Source organism: Planctomicrobium stercoris, from assembly GCF_051465655.1.
Taxonomy (GTDB): Bacteria; Planctomycetota; Planctomycetia; order Planctomycetales; family Planctomycetaceae; genus Planctomicrobium.
Map to the genome: position 1 here is coordinate 4,887,433 of NZ_CP195791.1, position 21,357 is coordinate 4,908,789.

General features: G+C 56.8%; 16 protein-coding genes. 8 read left to right on the forward strand and 8 right to left on the reverse strand.

The window, feature by feature from the left end; translation table 11 throughout:
- Positions 1-7: 7 nt before the first annotated feature.
- The 3 genes from fusA to rpsL all read right to left on the reverse strand — a co-directional run bounded on the left by fusA (position 8) and on the right by rpsL (position 3,164).
- The gene (gene fusA, locus SH661x_RS19695; RefSeq protein ID WP_437225155.1) at positions 8-2,089 is read right to left on the reverse strand and encodes an elongation factor G; all 2,082 of its coding nucleotides are present in this window, start codon (positions 2,087-2,089) and stop codon (positions 8-10) included.
- Between the two features lie 108 nt (positions 2,090-2,197).
- On the reverse strand, positions 2,198-2,671 hold the full coding sequence (gene rpsG, locus SH661x_RS19700) for a 30S ribosomal protein S7 (protein WP_437225157.1): 474 nt from the start codon (positions 2,669-2,671) through the stop codon (positions 2,198-2,200).
- A gap of 121 nt (positions 2,672-2,792) precedes the next feature.
- Positions 2,793-3,164 carry a 30S ribosomal protein S12 gene (gene rpsL, locus SH661x_RS19705; RefSeq protein WP_437225160.1) on the reverse strand — a complete coding sequence of 124 codons (372 nt, stop codon included), beginning with the start codon at positions 3,162-3,164 and terminating at the stop codon, positions 2,793-2,795.
- 328 nt (positions 3,165-3,492) lie between these two features.
- On the opposite strand from rpsL, the gene SH661x_RS19710 reads away from it, so the two are divergent.
- Positions 3,493-3,819, forward strand: a complete 327-nt coding sequence (locus SH661x_RS19710; RefSeq protein WP_437225162.1) for a tetratricopeptide repeat protein — start codon at positions 3,493-3,495, stop codon at positions 3,817-3,819.
- 105 nt (positions 3,820-3,924) lie between these two features.
- Here SH661x_RS19710 and gatB read toward each other — a convergent pair whose 3' ends face one another.
- The gene (gatB, locus tag SH661x_RS19715) at positions 3,925-5,436 is read right to left on the reverse strand and encodes an Asp-tRNA(Asn)/Glu-tRNA(Gln) amidotransferase subunit GatB (RefSeq protein WP_437225164.1); all 1,512 of its coding nucleotides are present in this window, start codon (positions 5,434-5,436) and stop codon (positions 3,925-3,927) included.
- 435 nt (positions 5,437-5,871) lie between these two features.
- Here gatB and SH661x_RS19720 point away from each other — a divergent pair, with 435 nt between their 5' ends.
- The 6 genes from SH661x_RS19720 to SH661x_RS19745 all read left to right on the forward strand — a co-directional run bounded on the left by SH661x_RS19720 (position 5,872) and on the right by SH661x_RS19745 (position 14,975).
- Complete coding sequence (locus tag SH661x_RS19720; protein ID WP_437225167.1) at positions 5,872-6,804, forward strand: LysR family transcriptional regulator; 933 nt, start codon at positions 5,872-5,874, stop codon at positions 6,802-6,804.
- A 110-nt stretch (positions 6,805-6,914) separates the two neighbouring features.
- Complete coding sequence (locus SH661x_RS19725) at positions 6,915-7,463, forward strand: Uma2 family endonuclease (protein ID WP_437225169.1); 549 nt, start codon at positions 6,915-6,917, stop codon at positions 7,461-7,463.
- 84 nt (positions 7,464-7,547) lie between these two features.
- Entirely contained in the window at positions 7,548-12,161 is a 4,614-nt protein-coding gene (gene gltB, locus SH661x_RS19730) for a glutamate synthase large subunit (RefSeq protein ID WP_437225171.1), read from the forward strand.
- Between the two features lie 213 nt (positions 12,162-12,374).
- Positions 12,375-12,749, forward strand: coding sequence for a GxxExxY protein (locus tag SH661x_RS19735; protein ID WP_437225173.1), 375 nt, complete (start codon positions 12,375-12,377; stop codon positions 12,747-12,749).
- A 66-nt stretch (positions 12,750-12,815) separates the two neighbouring features.
- Entirely contained in the window at positions 12,816-14,336 is a 1,521-nt protein-coding gene (locus tag SH661x_RS19740) for a glutamate synthase subunit beta (protein WP_437225175.1), read from the forward strand.
- A gap of 285 nt (positions 14,337-14,621) precedes the next feature.
- Positions 14,622-14,975 (forward strand): STAS domain-containing protein, encoded by a 354-nt coding sequence (locus SH661x_RS19745; protein WP_437225177.1) that lies wholly within the window; start codon positions 14,622-14,624, stop codon positions 14,973-14,975.
- Between the two features lie 44 nt (positions 14,976-15,019).
- Here SH661x_RS19745 and SH661x_RS19750 read toward each other — a convergent pair whose 3' ends face one another.
- The 4 genes from SH661x_RS19750 to SH661x_RS19765 form a co-directional block, all read right to left on the reverse strand.
- Positions 15,020-15,556 carry a thioredoxin family protein gene (locus SH661x_RS19750; protein WP_437225179.1) on the reverse strand — a complete coding sequence of 179 codons (537 nt, stop codon included), beginning with the start codon at positions 15,554-15,556 and terminating at the stop codon, positions 15,020-15,022.
- A gap of 182 nt (positions 15,557-15,738) precedes the next feature.
- Positions 15,739-16,683, reverse strand: a complete 945-nt coding sequence (locus SH661x_RS19755) for a type II secretion system F family protein (protein ID WP_437225181.1) — start codon at positions 16,681-16,683, stop codon at positions 15,739-15,741.
- A 121-nt stretch (positions 16,684-16,804) separates the two neighbouring features.
- A complete protein-coding gene (locus SH661x_RS19760; protein WP_437225183.1) occupies positions 16,805-17,794 on the reverse strand; it encodes a type II secretion system F family protein in 990 nt (329 codons plus the stop codon).
- A 322-nt stretch (positions 17,795-18,116) separates the two neighbouring features.
- Positions 18,117-19,439 carry a CpaF family protein gene (locus SH661x_RS19765; RefSeq protein WP_437225186.1) on the reverse strand — a complete coding sequence of 441 codons (1,323 nt, stop codon included), beginning with the start codon at positions 19,437-19,439 and terminating at the stop codon, positions 18,117-18,119.
- A gap of 586 nt (positions 19,440-20,025) precedes the next feature.
- Between SH661x_RS19765 and SH661x_RS19770 the strand changes: the two genes are divergently transcribed.
- Positions 20,026-21,354, forward strand: a complete 1,329-nt coding sequence (locus SH661x_RS19770) for a DUF1501 domain-containing protein (RefSeq protein WP_437225188.1) — start codon at positions 20,026-20,028, stop codon at positions 21,352-21,354.
- The last annotated feature ends 3 nt before the right edge of the window (positions 21,355-21,357 follow it).

Sequence of the window (21,357 nt, forward strand, 5' to 3'; positions counted from 1 at the left end):
TCAGCAGTTATCCACGCATCTCATCCAGCACACTCTGCGGTGCGAGATCATACTTCAGCGGCTCCATGGAGTACGAAGCGCGACCTTGAGACAGGCTGCGGACGTGCGACGAGTACCCGAACATCCGGGCCAGCGGAGCTTCGGCCTGAAGTGCTGTCAGATGTCCGCGGTGTTCGCTGGCGAAGATCTTGGCATGTCGCTGATTGAGATCGCCCTGAATATTCCCGACGAACTCCGAAGGAGTCACGACTTCCACTTTCATGATCGGCTCGAGCAGGCCAATCTCGGCATTCGTCAAAGCACTTTGAACCGCGTGTGACGCTGCGGCCCGCAATGCTTCTTCCGTCGTTTCCCCCGGACGATATCCGACTTCCAGAATCGTCAGCTTCACGTGCAGCAGCGGATACCCAAGCACGCCGCCCGACTGCGCTGAGTCTTTGACGGCTTCCCGCAGCACCATGTCCAGTTCCGGCGGAAGCGTTTCCGGAGGCAGGGCCGAGAGGACCGTAATCGGCTGTTCGGATTCAAATGGCTCGATCCGCACTTTAACGCTCGCAAATGCGGATTCACCGGCGTTCGTGCGATGGAACGACTCTTCCGCTTCGGACTTCCCTTTGACCGTTTCGCGATAAGACACCCGGGGCCGGTGCACGCGGACGTTCAGGTTGAAGTCACGCTGCAGACGCTCCTTGAGAATTTCCAGATGAAGTTCACCCATCCCGCTGATGAGTGTCTGTCCGGTCTCTTCGTTCACCTTGGCCTTGAACGTGGGGTCCTGACGCGAAAGCCGGACCAGAGCATCTTCCAGCTTCTTGCGGTCCGCATTGGTTTCCGGCTCGACCGCCATCGAGATCACGGTTTCCGGAAACGCGATCGACTCCAGCAGCAGCGGCTGTGTCTGCTCGCAAAGTGTATCGCCGGTGGCGACATCCTTGGGCCCAATGACTCCGCAGATGTCTCCCGCTTCAACGTAATCTGTTTCAATCTTCTCCCTGGCATCCGCCTGGATGTGCCACAGCTGGCTGCAGAACTCTTTCTTTCCGGTGCGGGGATTCAACAGACGCGAACCTGATCTCAACACTCCGGAATAGACTCGCACGAAACACAGGTCGGCATGCTTGTCGGCGACGATCTTGAAGATCAACGCTGCCAGCGGGTCTTCCTTTGTGGGATGGCAGAGAATCTCGGCGGGCTCGTTCTTCTTCGGCTTCGGATTGCGATTGATCGCCTTCACCGGCGGGATGTCCAGCGGGCTGGGAAGATACCGGGCGACCCCATCCAGAATCGGCTGCACACCCACGTAATCCAGCGACGAACCTGTGAATGTCGGCTGCAGGTCGCCGGCGATTGTCGCTTCGCGCAGAAGCCGGTGAATCGTCTCTTCCGGGAGATCACCGTCGGCGAAGAACTGTTCCATCGCGGCGTCATCACGCTCGGCGATCGTATCGATCAACTTGCTCCGCCATTCTTCAGCGATCTCGACGTACTCTTCCGGAATCTCTTTCTCTTCGATGTTCTGCCCCATCGAAGCGGAGTCGAAATACAGGGCCTTGCGGCGGACCAGATCCACGATTCCGGTAAAACCGTGTTCAGCACCGATCGGGATGAAGAGCGGAACCGGATTGGCATTCAGGCGCTTCCGCATCTGCTCGAGCGTGCGCTCGAAGCTGGCACCGATCCGATCCATCTTGTTGATGAAGCACAGTCGGGGAACGTGGTAGCGGTCGGCCTGGCGCCAGACTGTTTCACTCTGGGCCTCCACTCCTTCGACGGCACTGAAAACAACCACAGCGCCGTCGAGCACACGGAGACTTCGTTCGACTTCCGCCGTGAAGTCGACGTGTCCCGGAGTATCGATCAGGTTGATCGTACAGTCCCGCCAGCGGCAGGTGACAGCTGCGGAATAGATGGTGATCCCGCGTTTGGCTTCTTCGGGATCAAAGTCGGTCTCGGTGGTGCCGTCGTCGACGTTCCCCATTTTGTGGATCGCGCCGGCGTAGAACAGAATCCGTTCGGTAGTCGTCGTCTTGCCGGCATCAATGTGGGCAACAATGCCGATGTTTCGCAGCTTTTCAATGGGACCGGGCATTGTTTTTCAGCACTCGACGGGAAAATGATCGGTTCATGAAACAAGTTTAGCCACACACTTGAAGTGAGTGGCTAAACGGGAAATCAATTCAAGCAGTAAACGACACTCTCACCATGCAAAGTGAGCGAATGCCTTGTTTGCATCAGCCATACGGTGGACGTTTTCCCGCTTGGTCATGGCTGTTCCTTCGCGCTTGTAAGCGGCGATGAACTCTTCAGCCAGCGACTGAGCTGCAGGACGGCCTTTACGACCGCGGACAGCTTCGAGGATCCAGCGAATGGACAGGGCCTGCTGCCGCTTGTAGTTCACGGGAGTCGGCACCTGATAGGTGGCTCCCCCGACTCGCTTGGAGCGGACTTCGATGTGCGGCTTCACGTTTTCAATGGCGGTATTGAAAACTTCCAGCGGAGCAACGTCGGTGATCTTCTTCTCGATCACTTCCATAGCGTCATAGAAAACGCCGAAGGCGACGCTCTTTTTGCCGTCATGCATCAGGCAATTGACAAACTTGGTCACCAGTTTGGAATTGAAGCGGGGATCCGGCTTCAGCTGGGTTTTGCTCGCTGTAAAACTCTTGGCCATGAATCGTTCTCGACAACAACGCAGACAGTCTTGGTAATGTCAGTCGCTGAAGGTTTATGGTTGAAGGTTAAAGGCCGGAAAGACACTCTTTCCCACCCTAACAGTTCCAGGCATTGCCTGATTATTTAGGACGCTTGGCTCCGTAGCGGCTGCGAGCCTGACGGCGCTTCTGCACGCCCAGGGTATCCAGCACACCGCGGATGACCTTATATCGCACCCCGGGCAAGTCGCGAACACGACCGCCGCGAACCAGCACAATGCTGTGTTCCTGCAGGTTGTGGCCTTCACCGGGAATATAGGCAGTCAGTTCTTTGCCGTTCGACAACCGGACGCGGCAGATCTTCCGCAGAGCCGAGTTCGGCTTCTTCGGAGTCATGGTCCGCACCTGCAGACAGACGCCCCGTTTTTGCGGAGCCCCTTCCAGCAATGGAGTCTTGGTCTTGGAAGTCTGCTTTTTCCGAGGCTTGCGGATCAGCTGGTTGATTGTCGGCATGGAACCGTTCGTCGCGTCTGAAAGTCAATACTGGCCATAACTTAACTAAAATCTCCCCAGCCGCCACGCTCAGGCGGCAAGAAAGGGAATCTCGAAATGTATCGAGGCACGCAAAGCTGGTCAAGCGAGTGACGATTCAACCACAATTTTCCACATGATTTCCACAAAACCGCACGAACCCTCGCCCAGCCCCCTTGCAGTCCCCGGGTTCATACAGATCACTGGATCGTTGCCGACAAATTCGAGCCCGTGAACTTCAGCCACTCGACGACACCCCCTATGATTGCTGGCTCAAAAAAAAACAGACACAGCCTCCGGAGCCGACTCAATGCCCACCCCACACGAAATGTACGATGAAGCCGTCAAACTCAAAAACGACGGAGACCTGACCGGAGCAATTGCCAAGCTTCAGGAAATCACCGCTGCCCACCCAAACCACGCGGACTCACATTCCGCCCTCGCTGTCTACCTGCAACGACAAGGACGATTCGAAGAAGCGATCGAGCACGCCAAGAAAGTGTGTGAACTCGTCCCGAACGACGCCTTCTCCTACACGCAGCTCTCCGTGATCTATGTCAAATGCGGAAAGATCCCGGAAGCAGAAGAAGCCAAAGCCCGCGCCCACATGGTGCAGGCTGGGATGGGAATGCGGTAAAGAATCGCGAATTTTCGCGACAGTCCGAAGAACATCAACATCCAATCGGCGGTTTTGCCACACACTTCAAGTGTGTGGCAAAACACCCACACTGCAATCAGGCGATCAGGACAGTTTCGCGAAGATCAGTTCGCGAACCAGCTTCGGGTCGGCCCCTTTCACCTGCTTCATCACTTTCCCGATGATCGCCCCCAGGGCCTGCTGTTTCCCGGCTCGGAAATCCTCAATCGCGCGGGCATTTTCCGCCATGGCCGCTGTGATGGCTGCCTCCAGCGCCCCGGTGTCATTGACCACTGCCAGACCGCGCTCTGCGATGAGTCGGTCGATGTCGGACACGACAGGAACCGTATACTCTTCGCAGCTCTCGCCCTCCTCATCGTCCCGTTCAGGGGGAAGCAGAAGCGAGAAAACTTCGCGGGCACTTTTCACCGTCAGAACCTTGTCAGTGACTCGCTTCAAGAGAGTTCCGAGCACGTCGGAGCTGATCGGAAACTCATCAACGGACAGTCGGCGGTCGTTCAGCTCCCGCAGCACATCCTGCGTCACCCAGTTGGCTGCCTGCTTGGCATCACCACAAAGAGCAAAGACCTGTTCATAGTAGTCAGCGACCGCTGAGCCCTGATTCACGAGGACATTTGCATCATACGGACTCAGCCCAAGTTCCTGTTGAAAGCGGTTCCGACGCCGGGCAGGGGACTCTTTCAGCGAGGAACGGATTTCCTCAATGGTCTCCCGGGAGACCGTCACTGGCAGCAGGTCGGGGTCGGGGAAGTAACGATAATCGGCAGCGGCTTCTTTGCCTCGCTGGGCGAACGTCAGATTCCGATTGGCATCCCAGCCGCGAGTTTCCTTCTCTACCCCGGGATCACCGAGCTTCTTCCCGGTCGCAGTGAATTCCTTGAGCTGCCGCTGAACTTCATACTCGATGGCTGCCTCGACGCCACGGAACGTATTCAGGTTTTTGATCTCCACAATCGGCGTGGCGATCTTCTCGCCCATGTCGATATGCAGGTTCACATTCGCATCGCAGCGCATGCTCCCTTCCTGCATGTTGCAGTCGGAGACCCCCAGAAATGTCAGCAGCAGGTGCATTTCTTCGAGAAATGATTTCGCCTCAGCTGCCGAGCGAATGTCTGGCTGCGTCACGATCTCCAGAAGCGGCGTCCCGGCACGGTTGAGGTCAACCTGACTGTCGGCTCCGCGACCGGACTCATCGTGAATGTTCTTCCCGGCATCCTCTTCCAGGTGAGCACGGAGAATCCGCACCTGGCTGGTCGTGCCGTCCGCCCGTGTCGCTTCCAGATAGCCGTCATGGCTGAAGGGGAGATCGTACTGGCTGATCTGATACCCCTTGGGAAGGTCGGGGTAGTAATACTGCTTGCGGTCCCACTTGGTGAACGGGGCAATCTCGCAATTGAGCGCCAGTGCTGTGATCAGCGAGAGCCGAAACGCCTCCTGATTCATCACAGGCAACGCACCGGGAAGCCCCAGACAGACTGGACACGTCTGCGTATTCGGGGCGTCTGGATTGAACCGGTTCAGGCAGCCGCAAAAGATCTTGGTCTTAGTCTGCAGCTGCACATGGACTTCCAGTCCGACGACGGTGGTGTATTGCATGGGAAGAAGGGGACAGGGGTCAGGGGACAGCGAAGAGAGAGTAGTGTATGGAACTGGTTGCGTTTGTCACATCGGATGGGGATTTGAAACGCAGAGATCGCCGAGGACGCAGAGAGGAGTTGCCCAGCACTCTCCCTTGCACCGATTCCGTCCTCCCCCCACCAATCCAGCAACGTCTTCCAAACCGCGACGCGTCCATCTCTCCCTAGATTTCTCTGCGCTCTCTGCGTTTCAAAATCTTTCTCCCACCCCCCGGACACGGCCACCACCCCCGTGGCAGTCAGAGCCCAGATTCCGCGACCAGAAATGTGCAAAAGGTGCAAACAGCTGAAAAATGAAGACCCTTCTCTGAAAACTTGACCGCGGGCTTTCCGAATACTAGACTGTTCCACTTATTCTGGGCTGGGCGATCTATTCAAAACACTTATCAATCCCGTGAACCTCCGAAACACCGAAATCTTCTGTGACATTGCCACGCACCGCAGCTTCTCCAAGGCTGCGGCGTTTCGGCAGATTTCACAGCCTGCTGTCAGCCAGGCGTTGCAGCAACTTGAAGATGACATTGGTGTTACGCTGATCGACCGTTCCAAACGCCCGATCGAACTTACTGCCGCCGGCAGTGTCTACTTCGAACGATGCCAGAAATGGCTCATCGATTACCGGGCCATCGAAGACGCGGTCCATCAATTCAGCGGACGTGTGGTGGGGAAGGTTCGGGTTTCGTCAATTTACTCGGTCGGTCTTCTGCAGATGTCGTCGTACGTCGCCCGTCTGCGGGAGGAATACCCGGATATTGAACTGCATCTCGATTACGGGCATCCGGACGCCATTTACAACCGGTTGCTGCGAGACGAGGTGGATCTGGGGATTGTTTCGTTTCCGCGGGACGGCGGAGAGATTGGATGCATTCCCTGGCAGGATCAGGAAATGGTGCTGGCGGTTCCGGCGGGACATCGCTGGGCGGGCCGGGACCAGATCAGTATTCAGGAACTGGACGACGTTGATTTTGTCGCATTTACCGCAGACCTCACAATCCGCCGGAAGACAGAAAAATTATTGAAGAATGCGGATGTCGCGGTGAACGTGACCCATCAGTTCGATAACGTGGAGACCATCAAAAGGGCAGTGGAGATTGGCCTGGGAGTTGCCATTCTGCCGCTGCCGACCCTGCGACGCGAAATGGAATTCGGCGTTCTGCACCCTGTGCCGTTTTCAGATGTGAAATTCGTTCGTCCGCTAGGGATCGTGCATAAGCGCCACAAGCACTTGTCCCGTGCTGCTGAGAAGTTTGTGGAGTTATTGCATGAAGATCCAGGTGATGGGGCCATCGCCAGCCCTCAGCTGACGGCCATGGGCAGTCAGATCTGAATCACCTTGTCGATTGAAATCCTTGTTTGAATTCACCTTGCCGAATGGGTCGGCGTCACAGCCTTTGAGCTGAAGTTCCCGTTTTTTTGTCCTCCAGGTTCGAGAATCCAATGGTCACTCTGACACGGTACATCACGGCCGAAGAATACGGTCAGATGCCTCGTTCGGGGACCGTTACGGAACTGGTGCGAGGAGAAATTGTGGATTTCAACCAATCATTCCCGCGTCAGGGACAGGTCTGTGCTGCGGTTTCCTATGCACTGAGCAGACATCTGGAATCCGCACAGCTGGGTCATGTCGTCGTGAATTCCGGCATCCTCACGTCCCGCAATCCGGACACGGTGCGGTGCGGGGATGTCTGGTACGTCTCGTATCGCAAGGTTCCTCGCGGCCCCTTGCCAAAAGGCTATCTGGATGTTTCGCCGGACATCGTGTTCGAAGTGAAATCACCCGGTGACCGCTGGGGCCAGATTCTCGCGAAAGTCGCGGAGTATCTGGATCTCGACGTGGGAGTGGTGTGTGTCCTCGATCCCGAGGAAGAGATGGTTCGGCTGTACTACGCCGACCGCCCGGAAGTGATTCTGGCGGGAGAAGATCCCGTCACGTTTCCCGAGCAGCTGCCCGGGTTCGAAGTTCAGGCACAGAAGTTTTTTCAATAGAGAACGCGTTCACGGGTGAGCGGGCGATTCGTCCGTCAGTCAGGTTCGCATTGTAGAAGTCGTTTCAAGTTGGCAGGAATTGTAATGGAAGATTCGCCTCTCAAACTGCAGCAGTCCGGTTTTCCCGAAGATTACGGACTGTACTCCAGCGAAAACGAACACGATTCCTGCGGAGTCGGCTTTGTGGCCCATATCAAAGGCCAGGCTTCGCACCAGATCATTCTCGATGCCGACCGCATCAATCGGCACATGAATCACCGTGGAGCGTGCGGGTGTGAAGAAAACACCGGCGACGGCGCGGGGATTCTCACCGCAATTCCGGACAAGTTCCTCCGCCGGGTCGCCAAGTCCGAACTCGGCATCGATCTCCCGGCTGCCGGCAAGTACGGGGCTGGAATCGTCTTCCTGCCGAAGGACGAAGCTGCACGCGAAGACTTCAAGCGACGCGTCGGCGCACTGATCGTCGAACATGGCCAGAAGCTGCTTGGATGGCGGGATGTCCCCCAGCGACCGGAAGCAGCCAACGTCGGACCTTCCGCACTCTCTGTCGAGCCCGATATGCAGATGCTGCTGGTCGGAGCCGCCGATGGTCTTGACCAGGACAGCTTCGAGCGGAAGCTGTACGTCATCCGGAAGATCGCCAGCCATCAGATTCGCGAAAGCGATCACCCCCAGGCGCTGGCGTTCTATATCTGTACGCTCTCCACCCGCGTCATCGTTTACAAAGGAATGCTGACACCCGGTCAGGTTCTGGACTATTACCCGGACCTGCAGGATGAAGATTATGAATCTCATCTGGCGATGGTGCACAGCCGATTCAGCACGAACACCTTCCCGTCATGGGATCGTGCCCAGCCTCTGCGCTGCATCGCTCACAACGGTGAAATCAACACCGTCAAAGGGAACAGCAACTGGATGTTCGCCCGTCAAGGGGCGCTGGAATCCGGCCTCTTCGGCGATGACCTGAAGAAGCTCTTCCCGGTCGTGGAAGCTCACTGCAGCGACTCCGGAAACTTCGACAACGTGATGGAACTGCTCTATCACGGAGGACGCCGCCTCCGCGAAGTCGCCATGATGATGATTCCGGAAGCCTGGCAGAATCATCACGCCATGTCCGATGAAAAGCGGGCATTTTACGAATACTTCTCCGCACTCATGGAGCCCTGGGACGGCCCCGCGAGCGTGTCGTTCACCGACGGTCGCTTCATCGGCGCCTGTCTGGACCGGAACGGTCTGCGCCCCAGCCGCTACTACGTGACACACGATGACAAAGTCGTGATGGCGAGTGAAGTGGGCGTGCTGGAGATCGAACCTGCCAACGTCAAACTCAAAGGACGTCTGCAGCCGGGCAAGATGTTCCTCGTCGACTTCGAGCAGGGACGCCTCATCCCGGATGAAGAACTCAAGCACGAAGTCGCCAGCCGCAATCCGTATTCGCAATGGCTGCAGCGACAACGCGTGGAGCTCAGCGACCTGCGTGCCGGATGGGAGAAGGCCGGAGGCCAGCTCTCGCCGATGCGGGGTGAGGAACTCCTCAAGCAGATGCAGGCGTTCGGTTACACGACCGAAACGATGCAGTTCATGCTGCTGCCGCTGATCAACGCCAAGAAGGACCCCATTTACTCGATGGGAGACGATGCGTCGCTGGCCTGCCTCTCCGACCAGCCGCGGCTCCTTTACGATTACTTCAAGCAGCTCTTCGCACAGGTCACCAATCCGCCGATCGACTCGATCCGCGAAGAAGTGATCATGTCGCTGGAATGCTACATCGGTCCGGAAGGAAACCTGTTCGACACCACCGAGAAGCAGTGCCATCGCCTGCGAGTGCCACATCCAATTCTGACCGATGAAGAGACCGCTGCCATCAAAGGTCTGACGGTCAGCTACGGCTGGAAGACCAAGACCATCGACGCCACATGGCCCAAGTCCGAAGGGACCAAGGGGCTGCTCCCCGCGATCGAACGCATCTGCCAGGAAGCCGAAGATGCGATCGCTGAAGGGTATGCACTGGTCGTCCTGAGTGACCGACAAACCGGTCCGGACCGCGTCGCCATCAGCTCGCTGCTCGCCTGCGGAGCGGTGCATCATCATCTCGTCCGGAAGGAACTCCGTACCCGCATCGGACTGATTCTGGAATCGGCCGAGGCTCGTGAAGTGCATCACTTCTGCCTGCTGGCCGGTTACGGTGCTGATGCCGTCAACCCGTACCTCGCCTTCGACACCATGCGGGACGCCCGCAAGCATGGTCACCTGAAGGACGACTACTCGGAAGAGAAGATTGTCCAGACCTACCGCGAAGGGGTGAGCAAGGGAATGCTCAAGGTCATGGGCAAGATGGGAATTTCGACTCTGCAGTCCTACAAGGGGGCGCAGATCTTCGAAGCTCTCGGACTGTCTCCGGAAGTGATCGACAAGTGTTTCCGCGGAACCGCCAGCCGGATTCGGGGAATCGGCTTTGAGATCCTCGCTGAAGAGACCATCCGCCGTCATGAAATCGGATACCCCTCCCGCAGCGAAACCAAGGCACTCCCTGTTCTTTCGAACATGGGTCTGGTTCACTGGCGGCATGGGGGCGAAAAGCACGGTTGGAATCCGTTCACCATCGCTGAGATTCAGCAGGCAGCCCGCGCTGGAGATAAGGACGCTTACAAGCGATTCGCGCATCTGGTGAATGAAAGTAATCACCGGCAGGGGACGCTGCGCGGGTTGATGCGGTTCAAGCCCGGCAATCCGATTCCCATTGAGGAAGTCGAACCGGCCAGCGAGATCGTCAAGCGGTTCTGCACCGGGGCGATGAGCTACGGCTCCATTTCCGCTGAGGCGCATGAAACCGTCGCCATCGCGATGAACCGGATGGGAGGCAAGAGCAACACCGGAGAAGGGGGCGAGGACTACGAACGCTTCAAGCGCATGCCCAATGGCGACCTCAAGCGGTCCGCCATCAAGCAGGTGGCGTCCGGTCGGTTCGGTGTCACCTCCTGGTACCTGACCAATGCCGATGAGCTGCAGATCAAGATCGCCCAGGGTGCCAAGCCCGGTGAAGGGGGAGAACTCCCCGGCCACAAGGTCGACAAGATCGTCGCAGCCACCCGTCACGCCACCCCCGGAGTGGGACTCATCAGTCCTCCTCCTCATCACGACATCTATTCCATCGAAGACCTGTCACAGCTGATCTTCGACCTCAAGAATTCCAACCCCAGCGCCCGCGTCAGCGTGAAGCTGGTGTCGGAAGTCGGGGTCGGAACGATTGCTGCCGGGGTGTCGAAGGGACATGCCGACAAGATTCTCATCTCCGGTGACGGCGGTGGAACCGGGGCATCGCCGTTGACGTCGATCAAGCACGCTGGTCTCCCGTGGGAGCTGGGGATCGCTGAAGCCCATCAGACTCTGGTCATGAACGACCTGCGGGGTCGGGTGCGACTGGAGACCGACGGTCAGCTCAAGACCGGTCGCGATGTGGCGATCGCCTGTATGCTGGGGGCCGAAGAGTTCGGCTTCGCAACAGCCCCGCTGATCACGCTGGGCTGCATCATGATGCGGAAGTGTCACTTGAACACCTGCCCGGTCGGAATCGCGACTCAGGATGCCGAGTTGCGCGCCCGCTTCGCAGGCAAGCCGGAATACGTCGTGAACTACCTGTTCATGGTGGCCGAAGACCTGCGAGAAGTGATGGCCAGCCTCGGGTTCCGGACCATCAACGACATGGTCGGCCGCGCCGATATGCTCGAGTGGAACAAGGACATCGACCACTGGAAGGCAAAGCACCTCGACCTGTCTCTGGTGCTGAAGCTTGCCAAGAGTGCGTACCCGAACGCCGGTCGGTACTGCGTGGAAACTCAGAATCATGCTCTGGAAGAAACACTCGACCAGAAGCTGCTGATTCCATGCTGCACCGAAGCGATCGAAAAAGCACAGCCGCTGTTGCTGGACGTTGACATCCAGAACATCGACCGCGCTTTCGCCACCACCTTGAGCCACATGGTCTCGAAGAAGTGGGGCCCCGAAGGTATGCCGGAAGACACTCTGCGTCTGCGTTGCCGCGGATCAGCAGGTCAGTCTCTGGGAGCCTGGGCTGCCAAGGGTGTCACGATCGAAGTCATCGGGGATGCCAACGACTACGTCGGCAAAGGCCTCTCCGGCGGCAAGATCATTGTCTATCCTCCGGAAGAAAGCACTTTCGAAGCGGACAAGAACATTATCATCGGTAACGTGGCCCTGTACGGTGCGACGAGCGGTGAAGCCTACTTCCGCGGCATCGCTGCCGAGCGTTTCTGTGTTCGAAACTCCGGAGCGAAAGCTGTTGTCGAAGGAGTCGGCGATCACGGTCTGGAATACATGACCGGCGGAAAAGCGGTCGTCCTCGGACCGACCGGTCGAAACTTCGCAGCAGGGATGTCCGGCGGTGTTGCCTACGTGTACGCCCCTGACGTCGACGAACTGCGGATGAACACCAACCTTGAGCTGGTCGACTTCGAAACAGTCGAAGACATCGATGATGTCGCTGAACTGAAAGAGATGATCGAAAAGCACCAGATGTATACCGGTTCGCCGGTCGCCCAGAGGATTCTGGACAACTGGGATCAGGCTCTGTCGGACTTTGTGAAGGTCATGCCCCGCGACTACAAACGGGCCCTGGCCGAACGCAAAGCAGAAGCAGCCGCCGAAGCCGCAGGAGAAGCCAGCCCGGCTTTGGTGTAGCGGAGAAAAAAAGATTTCACCACGGAAGGCACGGAAATCACGGAAGAAGAAATTGAATTGAGGTCTCTAACTCCCTGTGAGGCAGTTGGAGTGATCGGAGACTTAAAAGTAAAAACAAGTTAAACGTCTGACTGAAAGATCAGGGCTGCCGGACGAGAAGTTTTTCCGTGCTTTCCGTGTCTTCCGTGGTTAAAAAATTCTTCAGGTCAAGTCATGGCGCTGATTTACGAAGAAGAGTCGTACGCCATCCTTGGAGCATGTTTTGAGGTTTACAACGAGATGGGGCCAGGGTTTTTGGAGTCGGTATACCAGGAGTGCCTCGCGTTAGAATTCGCTTCACGAGGCATTCCATTTGTTGCGAAGACAGGCCTGCTGCTTCAATACAAGAACGTGAAACTCACTCAGACTTACGAAGCCGATTTTGTTTGTTTTGGGAAGATTATCCTCAAGATTAAAGCGGTCAGCAGCCTGCATGAAGTTTTTCGAGCTCAGCTCTTGAACTATCTGGCTGCCACGGACTTCAAGCTTGGATTTTTAGTCAATTTTTGCAGCCACCCTAAATTGGAATATCAAAGAATCGCACGTTAGTGAAATTCATCTGTCTTCTTTCATTTCCGTGCATTCCGTCTCTTCCGTGGTTAAGAAGTATTCGTCATGGGTAAGCCAACAGGTTTTATGGAGTTTGATCGTCAGGTTGCACTCGAGGCGTCGCCTCGGGAGCGGATCAAGCATTGGGACGAGTTCGCAGAGAAGATCGAGCTGAAGGTCCTGCAGACGCAGGGGGCCCGGTGCATGGACTGCGGTATTCCGTTCTGCCACACCGGCGACCTGATGGCCGGGATGGCTGCCGGGTGCCCGGTGCACAACCTCATTCCCGAATGGAATGACCTCGTTTATCACAACGACTGGCGTGAAGCGCTGGATCGGCTGCACTCCACCAACAACTTCCCGGAGTTCACCGGCCGGGTCTGTCCTGCTCCGTGTGAAGGATCCTGCACGCTGGGGATCAATGCTCCTCCGGTGGCGATCAAGACCATCGAGAAGAACATCGTCGACCGGGGCTGGGCCGAAGGGTGGATCGTTCCCAATCCACCGGAAACACGCACCGGCAAAAAGGTCGCCATCGTCGGCTCCGGCCCTGCTGGACTCGCTGCTGCTGCCCAGCTCAACAGTGCCGGCCACACCTGCACGGTGTTCGAACGGGCGGATCGTGCGGGCGGGCTGCTCATGTACGGCATTCCGAACATGAAGCTCGAAAAGTGGATGGTCGAACGACGCATCGAGCTGCTGGAGAAGGAAGGGGTCAAGTTCGTCCTCAACACCAGCATCGGGAAGGACATCACAGCCAACCAGCTGATGAAAGACTTTGACGCTGTCATTCTCGCGACGGGAGCAACCGTCCCGAATGACTTCTTCGCAAAGACCCCAGGGCGTCAGCTCAAGGGGATTCACTTTGCCATGGAATTCCTGCATGGTAATACGAAGAGTCTGCTCGATTCCCGGCATGCCGACGGCAAGTACATTTCCGCCAAAGACAAACATGTCGTGGTGATCGGCGGGGGAGACACCGGGAACGACTGCCTGGGAACCAGCCTGCGTCACGGCTGCAAGAGTCTGGTGAACTTCGAAGTGGTTCCGCAGTCTCCCGCCCAGCGTGCTCCCAACAATCCTTGGCCGCAGTGGCCGAGGATTCACCGTGTCGATTACGGGCATGCCGAGGCGGCCAGCGTCTTCGATTATTCTTCGGATCCCAAGAAGACGTTGAAGAACGACCCGCGCGAGTACAGTATTCAGACGGTCGAATTCCTTGGCGACGACAACGGGAACCTGAGAGCACTGAAGACTGTGAAGCTTGACTGGTCCAAGCCGGTTCCAGGGGGATCACCCTTCAGTCCGGTTCCGGGATCCGAGCAGGAATGGCCTGCCGATCTCTGCTTCCTTGCACTGGGATTCAAAGGTCCCGAACAGTTGATTGCAGAACAGCTGTCGATCACGACCGACAAGCGGAGCAACTTCCAGGCAGAGTACGGCAAGTACGCCACAAACGTTCCGGGTCTGTTCGCAGCAGGCGATTGCCGTCGCGGACAGTCGCTCATCGTCTGGGCGATCAACGAAGGCCGTGAAGTCGCTCGCGAATGCGACCGCTATCTCATGGGATCGACGAAGCTGCCGTAAACAACGGTAGAAATGCTACAGGCAGAAATGTCTGGGGCAGCGGAACGTCAAAAACCGCAACCTGAAGAATTCTCTCCCTTGGGCCGCATGCTTCTGGCATGCGGCCCAATTTTCATTTTCAGACCTGGGAATTCGATCCCCGTCTCACTCAGAAGATCTCTCACAACCGCGTCGGACGGAGAAGTCGGCAGGGGAACCTGTTGCAAAATTGCAACTTTCCCACTTCACCCCGGCTCGCTGCGGGATAGGAATTGGTATCGAACATGTGTGATACGGAGTTGAGATATGCCTCACCTGAACGCCACCCTCCGCAACGATTATCTGCGAATTACGATTCACGATGGCCACGCTGACGCCCCCGCATTGAACGCCATGCAGGCGGAGTTTGTGGAGCATCTGCAGTCGGCAGCATTCTCCGACGTGGTCATCGTCGATCTGCCGAGTGTTGACCAGCTGGGATCCGGTCTGGTCAGTATGCTGCTGACATGGCGCCGGATTGCCGCACTGGCCGGACGCAAGTTCCGGATCAACGGGGTCAGCCGAATCGTTTCACAGATCGAAGCCCAGATGTCCGCCAAAATGCCAGCGACGCGTTCGGGACCGCATCATCTTCGCAGCCCACGACACGTCATTGCATAGACCGTAGGTCGACGACATGCCGGCGACCTACGCAAACATGAAAATCACTGAGAGACCAGCAGCCCGACCTCGTGTCGCTGCTCATGGTTCTCCGTCTTATCCTTATCGGCGGCAGGAGGAGCTTCCGTCGGAGCTGCGGGCGAAGCACTCTTCGCGGTTCCCAGATGGGGCTGAATCAACTGCTCCACCGTCTCGTAGCGCATCATTCCCGGTTCATAAGCGACCACCTTCCGGTCTTTCACAACCATCAGGGTCGGTAATCCATTGACCTGATACGCGGCTGCCACTTCGGGATGCTTGTCGACATCGACAGCCACCACCGTGATTTGATCGCCGTAATTCTTTTTGATGTCCTCCAGGACAACGGCCAGCTGCTTGCAGTAGCCGCACCAGGTCGCTGTGAAATCGACAAGAACCGGCTTGGAGCTGTCGAGGACGGTGGCCTGAAACCAGGCGTCGTTGGGTGGTTTGTCGGAGAATTGCGGGATTCCCTGATGGGGATTGTCGACCCTGCTGAGTGTCGCAAACACCAGCAACAGCAGTGTCAACCCGCCTCCGACCAGTAACAGTATGCGTTCCATGATTCAGGCGCTCGGCTTCAGGAGCAGTCAGGCTCGCAAATTGCGAGTCAGTCAATCATAGCGAGCACCACCGACGACTGGGAACGAATTTCAGAAACTTCATGCGGCTGAAAGGAGAGAATTTCCGGCATCCCACTGAGAACAATGCAGATCACCTGCCGTCTCAGCCATCATGCAGCCGATTATTGCGTGATCAGCTGGCGAATCATCATGATCGCTGCCGGACCGACGAGCACCACAAAAATCCCTGGAAAGATGAAAAGCACCAGCGGAAAGATCATTTTCACAGCGGTCATCGCTGCTTTTTCTTCCGCCAGCTGGCTGCGCTTGATCCGCATGGCGTCGGACTGCACCCGCAAAGCATGTGCGATCGATGAACCGAACTTGTCAGCCTGAATCAGAATAGCTGCGAGGGCTTTGACGTCATCCACTCCGGTGCGGACCCCCAGGTCATGCAGCACTTCGCGTCGATTTCGCCCCATCTGCAGTTGAAAATTCGAGTGATTGATCTCATAGCAGATGTCCTTGGCTCCGTCACTCAGCTCTTCAGCCACCCGACGCATGGCTGCATCCAGCCCTAGCCCGGCTTCCACGCAGACCACGAGCAGATCGAGCGCGTCCGGCAAAGACAGGAAGATGCGACTCTTACGGGAATGTGCCATCAGTCCCAGCACGATGTCGGGCAGGAACATTCCCAGACCCCCGCCGATTCCTAACACCATCAATCCTTCCGTGGTGAGCCCTTTGGTGTACAGACCGATCCCGCCTCCCAGGACCAGTCCAACCAGCAGGGAAATTGTTTTGATCGCCAGGAAGAACGTGCTGGCATGCGGTGAAGAGAACCCGGCATTCGCCAGTTTGACTTTCAGCTTGCTCTCTTCGAGTTCCGTCTGAGGGGTCAGCACTTTCGAAATCGCCGGGGCGGCTTTTTTCAGTGCAGAGCCGATTCCGGTCGCTTTGGAATCCGGTTCTGCCCCACGCTTCCGGGGATCCTTCAACTCCTGCAATCGCTCCGAGACCCGCGTGTCGCCAGCGTTGGTGAACGCAGCCGCGATCGCCCAGACCCCAACCATCACAGCTCCGAAAACGGCGAGCGGCAGCAGATTCGAGAAGGAGGAAATGTCCATGGGTGAAAGAGGTCAGGGGTCAGGGGTCAGGGGTCAGGGGTCAGGGGTCAGGGGTCAGGGGTCAGGGAAAATTGAGGAGAAGGACATTGGAGATTCTGTCGCGCGTCCACTTTCCCCGGCGTTAAACTTTAATTGCAATGATTTTCTTGATCGTGATCGCACCCAGAATCTGAAGCACAATTGCCACCGCAACCATCTTCCGTCCAAGGTCATCGGTGAACAGCAACATCACATAGTCCGGGTTCAGCCGCCAGACGGCAAAGAACAGCAGAATCGGCAATGCCATCAGCACGATACCGCTGATTCGACCTTCCCCAGTCAGGGCCTGCACCTGTCCGAGGATGCGGACTCGTTCCCGGATAATATGGCCGATCTTGTCGAGGATTTCCGCGAGGTCCCCGCCGGACTGCCGTTGAATCGCCACAGCCATGGCGAAGAACTTGTAGTCCATGTTCGGCATGCGGACATAAAGATTTTTCAGGGCATTCTCGAGAGGAATCCCCAGATTCTGCTCTTCGTAAGCAATATTGAATTCCTTGGAGATCGGGTCGGGAAGTTCATCCACCACGACCTTCATCGCCGATGCCAGCGAGTGCCCTGATCGCAGTGCCCGCGCGATCAGTTCCATCGCGTCCGGCAACTGGCTTGCAAACTTCTTGAACCGTCGTCCCCGCATAAACATCAGCCAGCCGAATGGAAGCATCGCACCGGCCAGAACAGCGAGAGGATAGATCGGCAACGGGACCCGAGCGATCACAGAGCCGACAAAGCCTAAAACTCCGCAAACGACCATGATGATGCAGAATGTTTCCGGCTTCATCTTCGTGTCAGCCTGAAGATACAGCAGCTTCAGATTGGCGAAGCGGTCCATCAAATTGGAAACGAAGACCGACAGTCCGCTGAGCCCCTCTTTAACCAGGGCTTCCCGGGTCACCTTGGGACCTTCCGTCTGAGCCGCCTTCTTCCCCGCCAGGACGTCCAGACGTTCTTCGACCGAGCTGCTGCTGGAAGAATCCAGGAGCAGGACGATGGCGCCGATCAACCCCGTGACACCGACAAAGGCGATGATCGACGTGACGAACGGACTGAGTGTAAACGCAAGAAGCATCATGGGAGTTGATGTTCACTGAATGAATGAAAACTCTGAATTCACATCGAAAGCTGATCTCTCACCTGCCTCAGAGGGGTGCGGTCACACTGTCGTGAGACTTCTGGAAATTCTCTATGAATGATCTGCCAGAACACGAAGCTTGAGCGAGTGCATTTTTTGACATGATGCGACTCAATGCACTTCCTCACGCGGGGTGCTCTGAAAAATCAAACGGCAGTCCTAGACCAGTTTGGTCTATCATGTGCAGGCGATTCAGGGTTTTCACCGCATGTAAGTCCATATTATCGCCTGCGGAACGTAATAGATTATTAGCAAAACCGCTCTAGTAACCCAGTTTCCGGGCGGAGAACAGGTTGTTTGGAAGCCGGACCCCTGCTGCCTCAAGTCGGTGCATGAAGGAAGGACGGACTCCGGTCGCTTCGAAGTGGCCGAAGGCTTTTCCATCCGCGTCAATGCCGTCCTGCACGTACTTGAAAATGTCCTGCATGATGATCGTGTCCTGCTCCATGTTGAGGACCTCGGTCACATAGGTGATCTTTCTGGGGCCTCCCTGCAGACGGCTGGCCTGAATAATCAGTTCGACGGCGGAGGCCAGCTGATGTCGAATCGCTTTTAGCGGAAGATCCGTCCCCCCCATCGTCACCATGGTTTCAATACGTGCCACAGCGTCGCGCGGTGTGTTGGCATGCACGGTCGTCATCGATCCTTCGTGACCCGTATTCATCGCCTGCAGCATGTCCAGTGTTTCAGGGCCTCGGCATTCGCCCACGATGATCCGGTCCGGCCGCATACGCAACGCGTTTTTCACCAGATCGGTCGCGGTGATCTGCCCCTTGCCTTCAATGTTGGCGGGTCGGGTTTCCAGACGAAGAACGTGTTCCTGCTGCAGCTGAAGTTCCGCAGCATCTTCGATGGTGATCACACGCTGATCAGGGGCAATGAAGCTGGAGAGTGTATTCAGGAGCGTCGTTTTTCCCGAACCGGTACCGCCGCTGATGATGATGTTGAGTCGGGCTTTCATTGCCCCTTCCAGCAACATGACCATTTCTGGAGTGAAGGCGCCGAATCGGAGAAGGTCTTCCAGAGACAGTGGACGCGAACCGAATTTTCGAATGGTCAGCGAAGGACCGTCCAATGCCAGCGGCGGGATGATGGCATTCAGTCGCGAGCCGTCGGGCAGACGGGCATCGCACATCGGAGAGGTTTCATCGATACGTCGTCCGACGCGCGAAACGATGCGGTCGAGAATCTGCAACAGGTGATCGTTGTCGCGGAAGGTGACTTCGGAACGCTGAATGCGGCCGTTCTTTTCGACGAACACTTTCTTCGGGCCGTTGATCATGATATCCGCAACCCCCTCCTGCTTCATGAGGATCTCCAGCGGACCGAAGCCGAAGGTTTCATCCAGCACTTCCTCGATGAGACGTTCGCGCTCAGAGCGGTTCAGCAATGGATTTTCGGTGTCGCACAGATGCTCGACGACGAGACGGATCTCTCGGCGAAGGGTATCGCCCTGCAACTCACCAAGCCGATTGAGGTCGAGCTTGTCCACGAGCTTTCCGTGGATGAGTCGCTTCAGGTTTTCAAAATCATCCCCAGTCGGTTCTTTGCGAAGTCGGGCGGTGGAAGATGTGGGAGCAGCCATGTGTGCAGTCACTGGATTCGTGGTCGCGGCACCGAATGAGATGAGGCTCCGGGACGCGGAACATCATGACTTCAATGCGAGTGGGATCGGAATAATCCAACCCTAGCTCAAGAAACTGGCGAGCGGGGGAGCAGTGTTCCGAAATGTTGAGAAAAGACCACAACCCGTTCCGCGATCGATTGATACGATAAAGCTGATCATCCGGATCGTATCGAAAGTATGGAAAATTGTGGGTCTACGGGCGCAGGATATCTTCTCGTGAAACAGGCGATCATCTGACTTTTCAATTGACTGGCGGTATCGAGATATCTACGCTCATAGTGAAATTAGCAGCGATTGATGGATACATGCGCAAACCATCGCATCGTCGCTGATTCCACGAAATTTCCTTCGAACATGAAGAAGATTTCAGAGGTAATTCAGAGTTCCGTTGGAGCGAGGCGTTAAGTCACCTTCTCGCCTTCGTCGGAACTGACCTTGCACCTGCCGATGTGAACCTGCTTTCCTTCAGGATGCCTCAATCCCTGGAAAGCCCCCCAAGAGATGTCTCACCCAACCTGGCACCTGCCTGAATGGAGACCCGCCGATGGCCCTTGCTTCCAGCAGTTGTTCGCCCACCCACTTTAAGCAACTCTCCCGACGCGGATTTCTGCAGATCGGCATGCTGGCCGGCACCAGCCTGACTCTGCCTCACCTGCTCGCCCGACAGGCTCGAGCAGAACTCAAGGACTACGCGAACTTCGAAGGGACCGCCAAGTCCATCATTCACATCTTCCTGCCAGGCGGAATCGCACAGCAGGAATCGTTCGATCCGAAGCCGTATGCTCCGCTTGAATACCGTGGGGAGATGCAGTCCATCGAGACGAATCTCACCGGCGTGCGGTTTGGACAGACGTTCCCGCAGATGGCACAGATCGCCAACAAGATCTGTGTGATCAACTCCATGACGCACGGAGAAGCGGCACACGAACGCGGCACGCACAACATGTTCACCGGATACCGCCCCAGCCCGGCGCTGCAGTATCCTTCGATCGGCTCTGTGATGAGTCAGCAGTTGGGGAGCCGGAACAATCTGCCTCCCTACGTCTGTATCCCCGGTGTTCCGAATGAATTCGCTGGAAGCGGTTACCTCAGTTCTGCGTTCGCTCCGTTCGCGCTGGGAAGTGATCCCGCCAACGGAGGCTTCAAAGTCCGCGACCTGGAACTGCCCGGTGGGGTGGATGACAGCCGCTTTGCAAGCCGTCGCTCCGCTCTGGAAGCGGTGAACGACTACTTCCGGAAGCGCGAATCCTCCGACCAGATCACCGCCATGGATTCGTTCTATGACGCGGCCTACAGCCTGATCTCTTCTCCGGAAGCTCGCGAAGCGTTCAATCTGGAAAAGGAAGCTCCGGAGCTGCGAGACAAGTACGGCCGCAACACCGCTGGTGCCCGCATGCTGCTGGCCCGCCGACTGGTCGAAGCAGGTGTTCGTCTGGTGAACCTGACCTACGGCGGCTGGGACATGCACGATAACATCGTCAATGGCTTCAAAGGGACCGCCCCGGCGTTTGATCAGGCCTTCACCCAACTGGTGAACGATCTGGATGAACGAGGACGTCTCGATGAAACCCTGATCATGGTGTCGTCCGAATTCGGACGCACTCCCAAGATGAACGCAACGGCCGGCCGCGATCACTGGCCGAAAGTGTTCAGCGTTGTGCTGGCAGGGGGCGGCATCAAACGCGGTATGGTGTACGGATCGTCCAACGCCACTGCGAGCGAACCGGAAAACGATCCGGTCACCGTCGAAGACCTGTTTACAACTGTTTACCACACGTTGGGAATCGTGGCCGACAAGGAATTGATGGCTCCGGGCGACCGTCCTATCGAAATCGTCGATGGGGGCAGCGTCATCAAGGAACTGCTGGCCTAGTGA

Bases quoted from the DNA above. Each gene is read 5' to 3' on its own strand.
- fusA (WP_437225155.1), bottom strand. From the start codon at position 2,089: ATGCCCGGTCCCATTGAAAAGCTGCGAAACATCGGCATTGTTGCCCAC.
- rpsG (WP_437225157.1), bottom strand. From the start codon at position 2,671: ATGGCCAAGAGTTTTACAGCGAGCAAAACCCAGCTGAAGCCGGATCCC.
- rpsL (WP_437225160.1), bottom strand. From the start codon at position 3,164: ATGCCGACAATCAACCAGCTGATCCGCAAGCCTCGGAAAAAGCAGACT.
- SH661x_RS19710 (WP_437225162.1), top strand. From the start codon at position 3,493: ATGCCCACCCCACACGAAATGTACGATGAAGCCGTCAAACTCAAAAAC.
- gatB (WP_437225164.1), bottom strand. From the start codon at position 5,436: ATGCAATACACCACCGTCGTCGGACTGGAAGTCCATGTGCAGCTGCAG.
- SH661x_RS19725 (WP_437225169.1), top strand. From the start codon at position 6,915: ATGGTCACTCTGACACGGTACATCACGGCCGAAGAATACGGTCAGATG.
- gltB (WP_437225171.1), top strand. From the start codon at position 7,548: ATGGAAGATTCGCCTCTCAAACTGCAGCAGTCCGGTTTTCCCGAAGAT.
- SH661x_RS19735 (WP_437225173.1), top strand. From the start codon at position 12,375: ATGGCGCTGATTTACGAAGAAGAGTCGTACGCCATCCTTGGAGCATGT.
- SH661x_RS19740 (WP_437225175.1), top strand. From the start codon at position 12,816: ATGGGTAAGCCAACAGGTTTTATGGAGTTTGATCGTCAGGTTGCACTC.
- SH661x_RS19745 (WP_437225177.1), top strand. From the start codon at position 14,622: ATGCCTCACCTGAACGCCACCCTCCGCAACGATTATCTGCGAATTACG.
- SH661x_RS19750 (WP_437225179.1), bottom strand. From the start codon at position 15,556: ATGGAACGCATACTGTTACTGGTCGGAGGCGGGTTGACACTGCTGTTG.
- SH661x_RS19755 (WP_437225181.1), bottom strand. From the start codon at position 16,683: ATGGACATTTCCTCCTTCTCGAATCTGCTGCCGCTCGCCGTTTTCGGA.
- SH661x_RS19760 (WP_437225183.1), bottom strand. From the start codon at position 17,794: ATGATGCTTCTTGCGTTTACACTCAGTCCGTTCGTCACGTCGATCATC.
- SH661x_RS19765 (WP_437225186.1), bottom strand. From the start codon at position 19,439: ATGGCTGCTCCCACATCTTCCACCGCCCGACTTCGCAAAGAACCGACT.
- SH661x_RS19770 (WP_437225188.1), top strand. From the start codon at position 20,026: ATGGCCCTTGCTTCCAGCAGTTGTTCGCCCACCCACTTTAAGCAACTC.